This is a genomic window from Lysobacter sp. TAB13, assembly GCF_052113885.1.
In the GTDB taxonomy this organism is placed as follows: Bacteria; Pseudomonadota; Gammaproteobacteria; order Xanthomonadales; family Xanthomonadaceae; genus Lysobacter; species Lysobacter gummosus.
Map to the genome: position 1 here is coordinate 1 of NZ_JBFRDR010000019.1, position 14,494 is coordinate 14,494.

Consider the following 14,494-nt stretch of genomic DNA (forward strand, 5'->3'; position numbering starts at 1 on the left):
GGCGCAGCACCGCGACCGCCTTGGCGACGCGGCTGGAGCGGCTGTCGGTGACCGCCAGCGCGCGCAGGCGATGGCCCAGGTCGCCCATCAGCACGCGATAGAAAATCTCGCGCAGCGCCATCGGCGCCAGCACCGGCAGGTCTTGCGGCGTGTCCAGCAATCGCATCAGCCGCAGCACCGCGTCCATCAATGTCTTGTTGACCTTCGCCGCGTACAGGCCCAGGTCGACGCCGTTGCTTTCGCGGCCGCTGTCGCTGGCCGGCGATTGGCCGGCATCGACGATCAGCCGCGCGATCTCGGCCGGATCGATGTCGATGCGCAGGCACAGATACGGTTTGTCCGGCGTGGCTTCGACGATCTGTCCGATCATCGGCAAGGTCACCGACACCACCAGATAGTTGAGCGGATCGTAGTGATAGGTGCGGTCGGACAAGGTCACGACCTTGCGTCCTTGCGCGACCACGCACAGGCGCGGCTCGTACACCGAGGGCGAGCACTCGGTCGGGCCGCTCATGCGGATCAGGTGCAGCGGCCGCACGACGGTGTTGTGGACACCGTCGCCGCCGCTGTCGGTTAATCGGGCAATCCGATCGACCAGTTCGGCCTGCGCGGCGCAACTGCCTCGGTGCGCGATCGATTCAGCAGAAGTATTGGCGTTCATGGCTTCCCGGGGGGAGGCGGGTTGCTGGGATTATCGGTATGAATCTGGCCTGAGACTGTGCCGCTTCGGCTGAATTGCAGAAATAGGCAATGATGCGACAGTAATGTACTAACGCGGCGGCGGTTCAGGGACTACTTTAATCGCACTCCCCCAGCGACCCGTCACTCCTTGGTAACGGAGGCCGGGCCGATGGGCGGCGATCCGGCTCCCGACGTCCCGCCCCGCGCGGCCGCCGGCGGCCGCGGTCGGCGCGCCGGTCCCGGAGCGGTCCGGTCGGGCAGGCGCAGCGAGCGCCGCCGCCCTGTCACCCAGCGAGGCCCAAACCCAGCGGGGAACGATCGCCCTCCCCAGGCCGATGCATCCGGCGTCCGCGCCCACGACTGACGATTTTGTCAGCCAAGCGACAGCGCCGCGTTCGTCCGCGCCGCCTAAAGTGCCTGTTCTGGCCGCTCGGCCATGCATTCAGGCGCCCGCAGCGTTGCGGCACGCACACGAACCTTTCCGCGCGGTACGGCTGCAACCCGGACCTTCCGCGCGGACACTTCGCACCACTCATCCAGCCGTCGGAACCCTCTCACGATGTGGATTGTTCAATACGCGCTGAGCCGCCGTTACACCATCGGCGTCCTGGCGATCCTGATCCTGCTGTTCGGCGTGCTGTCGGCGCGCAAGATGCCCACCGACATCCTGCCCGAAGTCGGGATTCCGTCGATCAACCTGGTATGGACCTACAGCGGCCTGCCGGCGGCCGACGTCGCGGCGAAGATGACCTCGTTCTCCGAGGCGGCGATCCTCAACACGGTCGATGACCTGAAAGAGGTGCGCTCGGAAACGCTCAACGGCGCCAGCATCGTGCGCATCGACTTCCAGCCCACCGTCAGCCTGGACCGCGCGCTGGTGCAGATCACCGCGGTCTCGCAGACGATCCTGCGGCGCATGCCGCCGGGAACCTCGCCGCCGCTGGTGGTGCGCAACAACGTGTCGAGCACGCCGGTGCTGCAGCTGGTGCTGTCGTCGGATTCGCTGACCGAGGCGCAGCTGTACGACTACGCGCGCCTGCAGCTGCGCTCGCAGATCCAGACCATTCCCGGCATCCGCATGACCCTGCCCTACGGCGGCGCGCCGCGGCAGATCATGGTCGATCTGGATCCGTCCAAGCTGCAGACCTACGGCCTGACTCCGGCCGACGTCACCAGCGCGCTCGAACGCGGCAGCCCGACCTTGCCGTCGGGTTCGATCCGCGAAGGCGGGCGCGAGATGCAGATCTCCATCGACACCAGCCCGGCCAGCGCGGCCGAGTTCCTCGACATCCCGGTCGCCCAGCGCGGCGGCACCGTGCTGTACGTGCGCGATGTCGCCTCGGTGCGCGACGGCGGCGCGCTGCAGACCAACGTGGCGCGCATGGACGGTTCCAGCGCGGTGTCGGTGGCGCTGATCAAGCTCGGCGGCGCGTCCGCGGTCGAGATCGTGCGCGCGGTGCGCGCGCGCCTGCCGGAGATCGAAGCCTCGGCGCCGCCGGGCACGCGCATCCACGCGATCTTCGATCAGTCGGTGTTCGTCGATAACGCCATCGGCTCGATCGAGCACGAAGCGGTGCTGGTCGGCCTGCTGGTGGCGCTGGTGGTGCTGGTGTTCATCGGTTCGTGGCGCTCAAGCATGATCGTGCTGTCGGCGATCCCGCTGGCGCTGCTGGCCTCGGTCGCGATGCTGCATCTGCTGGGCTACACCTTCAACGTCATGACCCTGGGCGGGCTGGCGCTGGCGATCGGCATCCTGGTCGATAACGCGGTGGTGGACGTGGAGAACACCAACCGCAACATCGCCCTGGGCAAGGACGTGCGCACCGCGATCCTGGACAGCGCGAAGGAAGTGGTGTTCCCGGAAATGGTCTCGACCATTTCGATCTGCATCGTGCTGACGCCGATCCTGTTGATGACCGGCCTGTCGGCGTGGGTGTTCACCCCGCTGGCGCTGGCGGTGATCTTCGCCATGCTGGCCTCGTTCCTGCTTTCGCGCACGCTGATCCCGGTGCTGTGCTATCTGCTGCTGCCGGCCGACATCCAAAGCCGCGCCAATCCGCGCTGGGCGCCGGAAAAGCTGCTGCTGAAGATCAATCACAAGGTCGAGCACGTGCTGGACTCGCTGCGCGACAAGCACCACGCGCTGCTGGTCAAGCTGGGCCATCACGGCGCGGTGCTGACCATCGTCGCGCTGCTGGTGTTCGGCGTGGGCGCGCTCGCCGCCGCCTCGCTGGGCCGCGAATACTTCCCGCAGGTCGATGCCGGCCAGTTGCGCATGCAGGTGCGCCTGCCGACCGGCACGCGCCTGGAGGAGACCGCGGCCAAGCTCAGCGAGATCCAGCGCGAGATCCGCAGCATCATCCCGCCGCAGGAACTGCAGACCGTCTACGAGCAGATCGGCGTGCCCGACGCGATCAACCTGTCGCTGGTGGACAGCACGGTGGTGGGGTCCTTCGAAGCCGAAATCATGCTGCAGCTGCGCTCGCCGCACGCCAACAGCCACGATTACCTGGTCAAGATCCGCAAGCGCATCGCCGAGCGTTTCCCCGAGGTGAAGCTGTTCGAGCGCCCGCCGGACGCGACCAGCCGCACCCTGGCCGGCTCGGCCGCGGCCGCGTTCGAAGTGCGCCTGATCGGCCGCGACGTGCCCGGCAACATGGCGCTGGCGCGCGAGATCGAAAGTCGCCTGCACAAGGTGCCCGGCGCTGTCGATATCTCGCTGCGGCAGGTGCTGGACCTGCCCGAGTATCAGGTCAAGATCGACCGCACCCGCGCCGCTCAGCTGGGCCTGGACGCGCAGCAGGCCGCGCGCGCGGTGCTGGCGGTGCTCGGTTCGGCCGGCACGGTGTCGCCGGTGTACTGGACCGACACCGTCAACGCCATCGCCTACACCGTGCAGGTGCAGGCGCCGCTCAACAACATGCAGAACATCGATCAGCTGATGAACTCGCCGCTGCGCATCGGCGCCAACGGCGAGGCGGTGCTGCTGCGCAATATCGCCACCGTGACGCCGCGCAACGTGCCGGCCAGCATCGCCCGCACCACGCTGGCGCCGACCATCAGCGTGATCGCGAATGTGGAAGGCACCGACCTGGGCTCGGTCTACGACCGTCTGTCGAAGATCACCGCCGAACTCAATGCCAAGCTCAAGCCCGGCAATCGCATCGAGATCGTCGGCCAGGCCGGCGAGATGCAGAGCGCTTACGGCGAACTCGCCGCGGGCCTGGTGATGTCGGCGATCCTGGTGTTCCTGGTGCTGGTGGTGAACTTCCAGTCGTGGATTCAACCGGCCGTGGCGATGTCGGGCCTGCCGATCGCCATCGCCGGCGCCGCGGTCGGCCTGTGGGTGACCGGCACGCCGCTCAGCGTTCCCGCGCTGATGGGCGTGATGATGGTGATCGGCGTGTCGACCGCGAACTCGGTCTTGGTGACCAGCTTCGCGCGCGGCCTGATCGCCGACGGCCACGACCCGGAACTGGCCGCGTACGAATCGGCCGCGGTGCGCCTGCGCCCGGTGCTGATGACCGCCAGCGCGATGGTCCTGGGCATCATCCCGATGGCCATCGGCCTGGGCGACGGCGGCGAGCAGAACGCGCCGCTGGGCCGCGCGGTGATCGGCGGGCTGTTGTTCGGCACGCCGGCCACCTTGATCCTCGTTCCTTCCATCCTGGCCGTCGTCGGCCGTCGCCGCAAACCTGCCGCAGACGTCGAAGCCGACGGCGCGGCCGAACCGAACGGCACCCCCGCAGGAGTCGCTCCATGAATCGCTCTAAGCCTCAAGCCAAGCTGATCCGCATCGCGCTGGCCCTGGCCGTTTCCACCGCGCTGCTCGCCGTGTTGTCCGGCTGCGGCCGCAGCTCGGCCGAGTCGGCCCCGGCCAGCACCGTGCCCGATGTCCTGACCGTGCAGGCCAAGGCCGCCGACGCCGCCTACGACCTGTCGCTGCCCGCGCGCGCGCAAGCCGGCGAGTCGGCGCAGCTGTACGCGCGCGCCACCGGTTTCGTCAGCGAGCGCAAGGTCGAACTCGGCGACAAGGTCGCCGCCGGGCAGGTACTGGCGACGATCTCGGCGCCGGAAATCGATCAGTCGGTGCGCGAAGCGCGCGCGGTGCTGGCGCAGACCAGCGCCGACCAGGAACTGGCCAAGGTCAACTACGACCGCGCGCAGACGCTGATCGGTTCGGGCGCGGTGTCGAAGGAATACTTCAGCGATCGCAAGGGCAATTACGACGTTGCCGTCGCCGCGCGCAACGCCGCGCAGGCGCGGCTGACCTCGGCGCTGGAGCGGCAGGCGTTCCAGTCGGTGCGCGCGCCGTTCGCCGGCGTGGTGGTGGCGCGCAATGTCGAGCGCGGCGATCGCGTGGTCGGCGATTCGGCGTCTTCGACCGTGCCGATGTTCGAAGTGGCGGTGCTCGATCCGTTGCGGGTGGTGGTGGACGTGCCGCAGAACGTGTCGATGCAGATCGAAAACGGCCTGGAAGCGCAGGTCAGCTTTCCGGAACTGCCGGGCCAGAGCTTCAAGGCCCAGGTCGCGCGCAGCGCGCGTAATCTCTCTCGCGACGCCGGCGTGATGCGCACCGAACTGCGCCTGCCCAACCCCGACAGCCGCATTCCCGCCGGCATGGTCGGCACCGCGCGCCTGCACCTGCCGCGTGCGGCGCCGGCGGTGGTGCTGCCGGTGTCCACCGTGATCCAGCGCGGCAGCGGAACCCAGGTGGTGACGTTGAAAGGCGATTCGACCCTGGCTTATCGCGACGTCACCCTGGGCCGTAACCTCGGCAACGAGGTCGAAGTGCTCAGCGGCGTCAATCCGGGCGATACCGTGGTGCTTGCGCCTAATGCGATGCTGGCCGACGGGAATAAGGTCAATGCGAAGGCGTTGCCGCCGCCGAAGAAGTCGTAAGGCAGTCGCTTCTTTTGTCGCACGCAACATCGTGAACGTGTCTCCCTCTCCCGCTTGTGGGATGAGTGGACGCGGCTTGCGAGCCATCGGCTCGCGCGTCCGCGAACGCCCAAACGCTATGTGTTTGGGCCGGGGCGGGTTGGGGTGAGGGCACGCGCAGCCGCCAATAGCGTCGTTGCCGTAATTCGCGCGCCCTCATCCGGCCCCCCGCCTTCGCGGGGCAGGCTCTTCGGGCCACCTTCTCCCGCTTCGCGGGAGAAGGGCATCACCCACGCAACGCCTTCGCATGATGCGCGATGTGCTCGCCGATAAAACTGGCAATGAAGTAGTAGCTGTGGTCGTAACCCGCCCGCATCCGCAGCTCCAGCGGATGCTCGGCCACCTCGCACGCCACCCGCAGCAACTCGGGCTTGAGCTGCGGCACCAGGAATTCGTCGTCGCCGCCCTGATCGATTAGCAGCGGCAGCTTCTCGCGCGCGGTGGCGACCAGCGCCGTCGCATCCCACGCCTTCCACGCCTCGCGACCCTCGCCCAGATACGCGGTGAAAGCTTTCTCGCCCCAAGGCGAATGCGAGGGCGCGGAAATCGGCGAGAACGCCGACACGCTGCGATAACGCCCCGGATTCTTCAGCGCGATCATCAGCGCGCCGTGTCCGCCCATCGAATGCCCGCTGATGGCGCGCGCGCTGGTGGTCGGGAAATGCGCATCGACCAGCGCCGGCAACTCATCGACCACGTAGTCGTACATGCGGAAATTCGCCGCCCACTTGGGCCGGGTCGCATTGAGATAGAACCCCGCGCCCTGACCCAGGTCGTACCCGTCCGCGTCGGGAATGCCCTCGCCGCGCGGGCTGGTATCGGCCGCCACCAGGATCACGCCGTGCTGCGCCGCGAACTGCTGCGCGCCGGCCTTGGTGATGAAGTTCTGCTCGGTGCAGGTCAGGCCCGACAGCCAGTACAGCACCGGACAGTCCGCGCTTTCGGCCTGCGGCGGCAGATACACGCCGAAGCGCATCGTGCAGCCCAGCGTGGTCGCGTTGTGGCTCCAGACTTGCTGACGGCCGCCGAAGCAGGCGTGGGATTCGATTTTTTCCATTGCGTTCTCTCGGGTTTTTCCGATCGGCGCGGCGACGATGTGCGGCCGCCCTCATCCGCCCCCCCGCCTTCGCGGGGACAGGCTCTTCGGGGCACCTTCTCCCGCGCGCGGGAGAAGGGAACAACTGCACTCAGTAATGAATCACGGTACGAATCGACTTGCCCTCGTGCATCAGATCGAAGGCTTCGTTGATCCGCTCCAGCGGCAGCGTATGGGTGATGAACGGGTCCAGATCGATCTCGCCCTTCATCGCCTGCTCGACCATCCCCGGCAACTGCGTGCGGCCCTTGACGCCGCCGAACGCCGAGCCGCGCCAGACGCGGCCGGTCACCAGCTGGAACGGTCGCGTGCTGATCTCCTGCCCCGCGCCGGCCACGCCGATGATCACCGACTCGCCCCAACCCTTGTGGCAACACTCCAGCGCCGAACGCATGACGTTGACGTTGCCGATGCATTCGAAACTGAAATCCACGCCGCCGTCGGTCATCTCTACCAGCACGTCCTGGATCGGGCGATCGTGATCCTTCGGGTTCACGCAGTCCGTCGCGCCCATCGCCTTGGCCAGTTCGAACTTGCCCGCATTGGTATCGACGCCGATGATGCGTCCGGCCTTGGCCTGCACCGCGCCCTGGATCACCGCCAGGCCGATGCCGCCCAGGCCGAACACCGCGACGGTATCGCCGGGCTGCACTTTCGCGGTGTTGTGCACCGCGCCGATGCCGGTGGTGACGCCGCAACCGAGCAGGCAGACCTTCTCCAGCGGCGCCTCGGGATTGACCACCGCCAGCGACACTTCGGCGACCACCGTGTATTCGCTGAAGGTGCTGCAGCCCATGTAGTGATGGATCGTCTGGCCCTGATAGCTGAAACGCGAGCTGCCGTCGGGCATCAGGCCGCGGCCCTGCGTCGCGCGCACGGCCTGGCAGAGATTGGTCTTGCCCGACAGGCAGAACTTGCACTTGCGGCATTCGGCCGTGTACAGCGGGATCACGTGGTCGCCGGGCTTGACGCTGGTGACGCCTTCGCCGACCTCGACCACGACACCGCCGCCTTCGTGACCCAGCACGGCCGGAAACAGGCCCTCGGGATCGTCGCCGCTGAGGGTGAATGCGTCGGTGTGGCAGACGCCGGTCGCGGCGATGCGCACCAGCACTTCGCCCGCGCGCGGCGGTTCGACATCGATCTCGACGATCTGCAAAGGCTGGCCGGCGGCGAAGGCGACGGCGGCGCGGCTTTTGATGACCCGGCTGCTCATGGTGAAACTCTCCTGCGGTGGCGTCCCGTGTGGCGGGAAGGATGCGGTGCGGCGCGTGCCGCGGTTATCGGTGAATCGTCGCGCCGCGCATGGATGCGCGCGGCGGCTTCATTTGAGGTACGAACGCACCAGCGCGGCGACTTCATCGATGCTGGCGCTGCGATGTTTTTGCGAAGCCACCGCCTGCCCGAGCTCTTCGCGGATATGGCTTTCCAGCACTTGCGCCATCAGCCCGTTGATCGCGCCGCGGATCGCGGCGATCTGCTGCAGCACGGCCGCGCACTCGCTGCCTTGTTCCAGCGCGCGCTCCAGCGCTTCGGTCTGGCCCTTGATGCGGCGCACGCGGGTGAGGACGATTTTTTTCTCGGCGGGGGAATGCGGCATTGGGGCGGCCTCGGGCGGCGGGCGCTGGATACTGGGGGATAGTATCAGGATCTGGGGAAGGGTCTGGCGAGTGCGGAGCAAATCCCCCGCGCTGGGGAATGCTCAGGCTTCGTGCTGCGCGGGGCGCGTGCCCCCTTTTTTAAAGGGGGCACTGGTTGGCGGCGCCGGCCTCGACGCCTCCCCCCAAGACGGGTTCCCCCCTTTGAAAAAGGGGGGTCAGGGGGGATTTGCTCTTGCTCCAAAAGAAAACGGCGCACCTATCAAAAGCGCGCCGTTCCCAATCCCAACAATGCCAAACCCCTCAACCCGTGTTCTGCACCCCTGCCGCGATCCCATTGACCGTAGCCACCAGCGCCTGCAACAACGCATCCTCCTGCCGCCCCGCCGCGCGCCAGCGCGCGAGCAGATCGACCTGCAACAGGCTGATCGGATCGACATACGGATTGCGCAGTCGAATCGACTGCCGCAAGCGATGATCCCCGGCCAGCAATTCATCGCTGCCCTTGATCGTCAACACCGCATGCCGGGTGCGTTCGAACTCTTCCGCGATGCCCGGATGAAAACGCGCATGCAGATCGCCCTCGGCCAGATCGGCGGCGAGCATCGAATAGCGTTCGAAAATCGCCGGATCGGACTTGGCCAGCACCATTTCCAGATCGTCGATCAAGGTGCCGAAGAACGGCCAGTCGCGCGCCATCTCGGCCAAGGTCTCGCGGCCATGCCGGTCCAACGCTTGCGCCAGGCCAGTGCCGACGCCGTACCACGCGGTCAGCCCGGCGCGGTTCTGCGACCAGGCGAACACCCACGGAATCGCGCGCAAGGAAGAAATATCGCCGGCGCCGGCGCGCTTGGCCGGACGCGAGCCGATCCGCAGCCGCTCGATCACGTCGATCGGCGTGGCCGCGCGGAAATATGCCGGGAACGCCGCGTCCTCGTGCACCAACGCACGGTAGTGGGCGCGCGCGGTGTCGGCCAGATCGCCGGCGATGCGCCGCCAGCCGGCTTCGCGCGGCTCCGGCGGACGCGGCCGCAGGGTCGCGCGCAGCACCGCGCCGGTGGTCTGTTCCAGATTACGCAGCGCCAGCGCGCGGATGCCGTACTTGCGATGGATGACTTCGCCCTGCTCGGTCAGGCGCAGATAACCATCGACCGATCCGCGCGGCGCGGCGATCACCGCGCGCTCGGTCTTGCCGCCGCCGCGGCTGATCGAACCGCCGCGGCCGTGGAAGAAGGCGATGCGCACGCCGCTGTCGTGGGCCAACGCGGTCAGCGCGATCTGGGTCTGTTGCAGCGCCCAGCGCGAGGCGACCATGCCGCCGTCCTTGGCGCTGTCGGAATAACCCAGCATGACGACTTGACGATCGCCGCGCGCGCGCAGATGCGCGCGGTACATCGGGTCGGCGAACAAGGCGCGCAGGGTATCGGCGGCGGCGTCCAGGTCATCGACGGTTTCGAACAGCGGCGCCACGTCCAGCGGCACGCGACCGCTGCCGTCGAGGCAGCCGGCGGTCTTGGCCAGCGCCAGCACCGCCAGCGCGTCGGCGGCGCTGCGGCTCATGCTGACGATGTACGGCCCGAACGCGCGTTCGCCGTAGCGCGGCCGCAGCCGGGCGACGGCGCGGAACACATCGAGCGTCGGCTGCGCCGCGGCCGCGGCGGCGCGCGCCGGCGGCGCCTCGCCGTCGAGCAGCTCGTGCAGACGCGCGGCGCGCGCGGCCACGTCCATCTGTTCCCATTGCGGCAAATCCAGCAGCGCGGCGAGCGCGGCGTCGTGCGTGCCCGAATCCTGGCGCAGGTCGAGGCTGGCCAGATGGAAGCCGAAGCACTCCGCGCGACGGCGCAGACGCCGCACCGCGAAACCGCCGGCGTGTTCGCCCTGGTTCGCGGCCAGACTGCGCTCGATCAACACGATATCGGCCAAGAACGCAGCCGCATCGGGATACCCATGCACGCTTTCATCGCTGGTCGCCTGCAGGCGCGCGGCCATCAGCCCGAGCAGGTTGCGATACGGCATGTCGGCGTGACGCGGCTTGAGCAGCGCGGCGGCCTTCGGCAGTTGGTAGCGATAGTCTTCCACCCGCGCCAGCACCGCGTCGTCCACGCGCACGCGGGTCACCGATTGGCTCAGCAGTTCGGCCATCGAGGCCAGATCGCGGCGATAGGCGTTGAGCACCAGCGCGCGCTGTCCGGCCAGAGTCGCGGCGATGGTGTCGGCGCCGACGTTGGGATTGCCGTCCATGTCGCCACCGACCCAGGTGCCGAAGCCGAGCACGTCGGGCAGCGCGGCGGCAGTGCCGTAGGTTTCGCCCAGCGCCTCTTCGAACATTTCGTAGTAGACCGGCAGCACGCGGTAGAGCACGTCGGACAGATAGAACCCGACGTGCTCGAACTCATCCGCGACGCTGGGCTTGGCCGCGGGCGCTTCGGCGGTTTGCCAGCTCGCGGTCAGGGCCAGGCGGATGCGCTCGCGGTCGGCGCGGCGTTCGGGCGGGGTGCGGCCGCGGTCTATGTCGGCTACTAAACAGCCGACGATCGTTCTTTCTTTCTCAAGCAGCGCGCGTCGCACCGCTTCGGTGGGATGCGCGGTGAACACCGGTTCGATCCGCAGCCGCGGCAGCAAGGCGGCGACTTCCTCCGCGCTCACGCCCAGGCGCGCGAGCGTGCCGATCGCATCGCGCAACCCGCCGGGCTGCGGATCGGCGCCGCGCCGCTCGTAGTCGCGGCGGCGGCGGATGCGATGCACGCGTTCGGCCAGATTGACCGCCTGGAAATACGTCGCGAACGCGCGCACCAGATCGCTGGCCTGATCCAGGTCGATATCGGCCAGCGCATCGGCCAGCGCGGCGATCGGCGCTTGCGCTTCGCGGCGGCGGATGGCGGCGCGGCGCAGGCGTTCGACATCGTCGAGAAAGCCGTCGCCGCGTTGCTCGGCGAGGATCTCGCCGACCAGCGCGCCGAGCATCTTGACGTCGTCGCGCAGCAGCGCGTCGGTGGAGGCGAAGTCGATCGCGCGCAGGGGTTCGTCGCTGGTGTCGTTCATGACGTTCATCCGGTCAAGGCTATCTCAGTGGCTTGTGCATTGCAGCAAGTTGCTTGTGATGCTTTGGTTGCAGGTGAAACGATAGGAACGAGTGGAGAGGAGTGAGGAGTAAGCAAAAGCGATAGGCGGCTTGCGCGCGCTCTTACTCACTCCTCACTCCTGCGCACTCATTTCTGCTCCCCTCGCCCGCCCCGAGGCGACGAACGGCCGCCATCCCCTCTGGCGCGGGCGCCGTCAAACCGTGACACTGTCGCCCGTTTTCGCCCCTCCCTTTCGCAAGGAACGCGTCATGCCGTATCTGGGCCTGGGATTGCACGTCCTGGTCGCGCTGTGTTTCGCCGTGCACGCGGTGCGCAGCGGACAGGATCGTTACTGGTTGATGATTCTCTTCATGTTTCCGCTGCTCGGCAGCGTGGTCTACGCCTTCGCCATCTGGCTGCCCGAGCAGCGCCACACCCAGCACGGCCGCGCCCTGGTCGGCAACGTGCGGCGGATGCTGGACCCGGGCCGCGAGCTGCGCGAAGCCCAGGACGCCTACGACACCTCGGCCACCACCGACAACCGCATGCGCCTGGCCGATGCGCTGCTGGCCGCCGGCCGCGCCGGCGAAGCGCTGCCGATGTACCGCGCCGCGCTCAGCGGCGTGCATCGCGACGATCCGCATCTGCAGGTCAAGCTGGCCCATGCCCTACTCGAAGGCGGCGATGCGGCGCAGGCGCGGCAGACCCTGGATGAGCTGATCGCCAGGCGCGCGGATTTCCGTTCGCCCGAAGGCCATCTGACCTATGCGCGCGCGGTCGCGGCGCTGGGCGAGAAGGCCAAGGCGAAGGAAGAATTCGAAACCCTGGTCGGTTACAGCAGCGGGTTCCAGGCGCATGTGCGCTATGCCGAATGCCTGATCGGCTGGGGCGAACTGGGCCGCGCGCGCGAGTTGTGCGAGCAGGCGCAGGCCAAGGCGAAGCGGCTGCCGGCATATGCGCGCAAGATGCATAAGCCGGAGTTGGATCAGCTCAAGGAATTGGCTAAGCGCACGCAGACGGTGTGAGGGGCGCGGTGGGCTGAGACGAAAGCGTCGGGGCTGAAGCCCCTACCACATTAGATTTTGTGGGAGGGGCTTCAGCCCCGATGCCTTCCGCTCCGATCGCCGCGGCTCAGCCAGCCGCCTCGCCCCGCAACAACCCCAACAACCAATCGCGCACCCACCCCAACCGCGCGCCGCCGCCGGCTTCGGGCAACCACGCCAGATACAGGCGCTTCACCGGCCCCGGCTGCGGCGAGGCCAATACCTGCAATTCACCGCTCGCCAAGCGCTCGGCGATCAACCGCGGATACAGCAGCGCGATGCCCTGCCCGGCCAGCGCCGCGCTGATCGCCGGCATCGGCGAAGACAGACTCAGCTGCGGCAGCGGCCACGCCGCGAGATCGTCGCCGAACCACGCCGGCCAATCCTGACGCCAACCTTCGCTGACCACGTGCAGCACGCGCACGCCGGGCGCCGGTTCCTGCCACCAGCGCTGCGAATCCATCCGCGCGATCAACTCGGGCGAAGCCACCGGCACCAGCGCCTGTTCGAACAACAACTCGCCCTGCAATCCCTGCGCGCGCGGATCGCCGTGCATCAGCAGCGCGTGCACACGCGCCTGCGCCAGATCGGGCGCGGAGGCCGGGCAGAACAACTGCAGGTCGAAGCCGGCCTGGGCGGAGAATTCGTCGATCCGCGGCAACAGCAGGCTGACGCTGAGGCTGGTCGGCGCGCCCAGCACCAGCCGCCGGCTTTCGTCGCCACGCAGGCGCAGGCGCGCGGTCGCCGCTTCGATCTGTTCGAAGCCGGCGATCAACGCCTCGCCGTACTCGCGTCCCAGCGGCGTCGGCCGCGCGCGTCCGCCGCTGCGGTCGAGCAGGCGCAGGCCGAAGGCTTCCTCCAGGTGCTGCACGTGCTGGCTCAGCGCGGCGTGGCTGAGGTGCATGCGCTCGGCGGCGCGGCGCATGCCGTCGTAGCGCACGACGGCGGCGAAGGCCTGCAGGGCGCGCAGCGGCGGCAGGCGGCGGGGCGAGGGATCGTCTGTGGTCATTTTTACTTACCGCTAATCCAGGAATTCCAGATTTTTATGTACCCATGGCATGGATATATTTACCACATGCCTGCCGCCCCGATCGCTTCCCCGGTTGTCCTGTCGCCGTCCCGTCCCTTGGCCCTTCGCGCCGGCCTCATGGCCGCCGCCTCCACCTGCCTGGCCCTGCTCGGCTTGCTCAGCCGCTACACCCGCGGCCTGCCGCCGGAGCTGGTGACCTGGCTGCGTTTCATGATCCCGGGCCTGGTGCTGATCGCGCTGGCGCGGCGCGAAGACTGGCGCGCGGTGTGGTCGCTGGCCGATCGGCCGGGCTGGGTGCGCGCGGTGTGCGTGATCGTCTCGCAGGGCTGCTTCGTGCTCGCGGCGATGCGCGGCGACCTGCTGCACGCGGTGCTGCTGTACAACACCGGCCCCTTGTTCATTCCGCTGATCGCGTGGCTGTGGCTGGGCGAACGCCTGCGTCCGGCGGCGATCGGCGGGCTGATCGTCGGCTTCCTCGGCGTGCTGGTGGTGCTGCGCCCGGATGCGCGCGGGCTCGACGGCAATTCGCTGGTGTCGCTGTTCGGCGGCTTCGCGATGGCGGCCTCGCAGGTGCTGTTCTATCGCAGCGCCCAGCATCAGCCGCCGTTTCGCAATCAGTTCAAGCTGTATCTGCAGGCATCGCTGGTCGGGTTGCCGTTGGCGCTGTTCGGCATGACGCATCTGCCGGCGCAGCCGTTCGCGGTCGAGCCGCCTTGGGTGCTGACCTTGGCCTTGATCGGCATGGCGGCGTGCAGCCTGGGCAGTCAGTCGCTGCGCGATCTGGCTTATCGCGGCATGGACAATGCGTCGACATTGGCGCCGTTGATGTACGTGGCGGTGCCGGTCAGCGCTGCGCTGGATTGGCTGTTGTTCGGGCACGCGGCGCGTGCTTCGACCTTGATCGGCGCGGCTTTGATTATTGCAGGGGCGGTGGTGGCGCTGCGTAGCGGGGCCAGGGCTAAGCTGGGGTGAGTGGCGGGGCGAAGAGCGAATCCCCCCTGCCCCCCTTTTTCAAAGGGGGGAACAGCGCAGTTCTTTACGAT

At 68.0% G+C, this 14,494-nt stretch carries 10 protein-coding genes and 1 pseudogene; 4 read left to right on the top strand and 7 right to left on the bottom strand.

The window, feature by feature from the left end; all coding sequences use genetic code 11:
* On the bottom strand, positions 1–661 hold a 661-nt coding region (locus AB4Y92_RS19355; protein WP_441821143.1), incomplete at its 3' end, for an AraC family transcriptional regulator.
* Positions 662–1,240: 579 nt separating this feature from the next.
* Between AB4Y92_RS19355 and AB4Y92_RS19360 the strand changes: the two genes are divergently transcribed.
* A complete protein-coding gene (locus AB4Y92_RS19360; RefSeq protein ID WP_441821144.1) occupies positions 1,241–4,444 on the top strand; it encodes an efflux RND transporter permease subunit in 3,204 nt (1,067 codons plus the stop codon).
* Positions 4,441–5,583 (top strand): efflux RND transporter periplasmic adaptor subunit, encoded by a 1,143-nt coding sequence (locus AB4Y92_RS19365; protein WP_441821145.1) that lies wholly within the window; start codon positions 4,441–4,443, stop codon positions 5,581–5,583. Before AB4Y92_RS19360 ends, AB4Y92_RS19365 begins: the two co-directional genes overlap by 4 nt.
* A gap of 265 nt (positions 5,584–5,848) precedes the next feature.
* On the opposite strand, the gene fghA is transcribed toward AB4Y92_RS19365, so the two are convergent.
* The 4 genes from fghA to ppc all read right to left on the bottom strand — a co-directional run bounded on the left by fghA (position 5,849) and on the right by ppc (position 11,358).
* Complete coding sequence (gene fghA, locus AB4Y92_RS19370) at positions 5,849–6,679, bottom strand: S-formylglutathione hydrolase (RefSeq protein ID WP_441821146.1); 831 nt, start codon at positions 6,677–6,679, stop codon at positions 5,849–5,851.
* Between the two features lie 130 nt (positions 6,680–6,809).
* Positions 6,810–7,919: an S-(hydroxymethyl)glutathione dehydrogenase/class III alcohol dehydrogenase gene (locus AB4Y92_RS19375; RefSeq protein WP_441821211.1), complete on the bottom strand. Its 1,110-nt coding sequence runs from the start codon at positions 7,917–7,919 to the stop codon at positions 6,810–6,812.
* Between the two features lie 123 nt (positions 7,920–8,042).
* The gene (gene frmR, locus AB4Y92_RS19380; RefSeq protein WP_215056842.1) at positions 8,043–8,318 is read right to left on the bottom strand and encodes a formaldehyde-responsive transcriptional repressor FrmR; all 276 of its coding nucleotides are present in this window, start codon (positions 8,316–8,318) and stop codon (positions 8,043–8,045) included.
* Between the two features lie 301 nt (positions 8,319–8,619).
* Complete coding sequence (ppc, locus tag AB4Y92_RS19385) at positions 8,620–11,358, bottom strand: phosphoenolpyruvate carboxylase (RefSeq protein WP_441821147.1); 2,739 nt, start codon at positions 11,356–11,358, stop codon at positions 8,620–8,622.
* Between the two features lie 289 nt (positions 11,359–11,647).
* On the opposite strand from ppc, the gene AB4Y92_RS19390 reads away from it, so the two are divergent.
* A complete protein-coding gene (locus tag AB4Y92_RS19390; RefSeq protein ID WP_441821148.1) occupies positions 11,648–12,403 on the top strand; it encodes a tetratricopeptide repeat protein in 756 nt (251 codons plus the stop codon).
* Here the strand turns inward: AB4Y92_RS19390 and AB4Y92_RS19395 are convergent.
* Positions 12,381–12,506, bottom strand: a pseudogene (locus tag AB4Y92_RS19395) (DUF6053 domain-containing protein); the annotation flags it as partial. The gene AB4Y92_RS19390 and the pseudogene AB4Y92_RS19395 sit on opposite strands and share 23 nt — an antisense overlap.
* A gap of 3 nt (positions 12,507–12,509) precedes the next feature.
* Positions 12,510–13,430, bottom strand: a complete 921-nt coding sequence (locus AB4Y92_RS19400; protein WP_441821149.1) for a LysR family transcriptional regulator — start codon at positions 13,428–13,430, stop codon at positions 12,510–12,512.
* A 138-nt stretch (positions 13,431–13,568) separates the two neighbouring features.
* Between AB4Y92_RS19400 and AB4Y92_RS19405 the strand changes: the two genes are divergently transcribed.
* Positions 13,569–14,423 carry a DMT family transporter gene (locus AB4Y92_RS19405; protein WP_441821150.1) on the top strand — a complete coding sequence of 285 codons (855 nt, stop codon included), beginning with the start codon at positions 13,569–13,571 and terminating at the stop codon, positions 14,421–14,423.
* Positions 14,424–14,494 lie beyond the last annotated feature (71 nt).

What these genes read in the sequence shown, in the direction of transcription:
- AB4Y92_RS19360 (WP_441821144.1), top strand. Translation starts at nt 1,241, where the DNA reads ATGTGGATTGTTCAATACGCGCTGAGCCGCCGTTACACCATCGGCGTC.
- AB4Y92_RS19365 (WP_441821145.1), top strand. Translation starts at nt 4,441, where the DNA reads ATGAATCGCTCTAAGCCTCAAGCCAAGCTGATCCGCATCGCGCTGGCC.
- fghA (WP_441821146.1), bottom strand. Translation starts at nt 6,679, where the DNA reads ATGGAAAAAATCGAATCCCACGCCTGCTTCGGCGGCCGTCAGCAAGTC.
- frmR (WP_215056842.1), bottom strand. Translation starts at nt 8,318, where the DNA reads ATGCCGCATTCCCCCGCCGAGAAAAAAATCGTCCTCACCCGCGTGCGC.
- ppc (WP_441821147.1), bottom strand. Translation starts at nt 11,358, where the DNA reads ATGAACGACACCAGCGACGAACCCCTGCGCGCGATCGACTTCGCCTCC.
- AB4Y92_RS19390 (WP_441821148.1), top strand. Translation starts at nt 11,648, where the DNA reads ATGCCGTATCTGGGCCTGGGATTGCACGTCCTGGTCGCGCTGTGTTTC.
- AB4Y92_RS19400 (WP_441821149.1), bottom strand. Translation starts at nt 13,430, where the DNA reads ATGACCACAGACGATCCCTCGCCCCGCCGCCTGCCGCCGCTGCGCGCC.
- AB4Y92_RS19405 (WP_441821150.1), top strand. Translation starts at nt 13,569, where the DNA reads ATGGCCGCCGCCTCCACCTGCCTGGCCCTGCTCGGCTTGCTCAGCCGC.